The organism is Vibrio sp. 704 (assembly GCF_033339295.1).
Map to the genome: position 1 here is coordinate 1 of NZ_JAWOUH010000892.1, position 544 is coordinate 544.

Here is a 544-nt window from a genome sequence, read left to right on the forward strand (position 1 = left end):
TTTGCAGGCAGAGAGTTTTCTTGGCAAGCATTGGCGGCATGTGCTTTCTGTGTAGCCGCGGTCGCGGTTTACCAAGCACCTAAAACGCAAGAGACGGGTTTTGCCATTATCGCATTGATGTTGGTGAGTGTGGCTCTATTCATGCCATTTTTGATGTGGCACATGTTCCAAAGCTTCTCATACACGTTACGCTGGGTTCGTGTGCGTTGGTTCTTTGCTGATGCGGCGGCAAGTATGAGCTATCGTGGTGTCGCAACGATGGCGTTTATGTTGGCGCTCGCTGCGAATATTGGTGTTGAGACCATGGTGGGTAGCTTTAGAGACACCACTGACAAATGGTTAAGCCAACGCTTGGCCGCAGATATCTATATTTATCCAACAAACAACTCGGCTGGGCGAATGAGCGCATGGTTACAAGATCAGCCAGAAGTTGAATCGGTTTGGTGGCGCTGGGAAAAAGATGTTCCTACCGAGCATGGCGCGTTGCAAGTGGTCAGCACAGGCCCTTCTGAAGGAGAGCTAGATTCGCTAACGGTCAAGCTCG

The 544-nt window shown here is 50.6% G+C and carries 1 pseudogene; it reads left to right on the top strand.

What is annotated here, in order from left to right:
• Nucleotides 1-544 (top strand): annotated as a pseudogene (locus R7R24_RS29730) (ABC transporter permease); the annotation flags it as partial.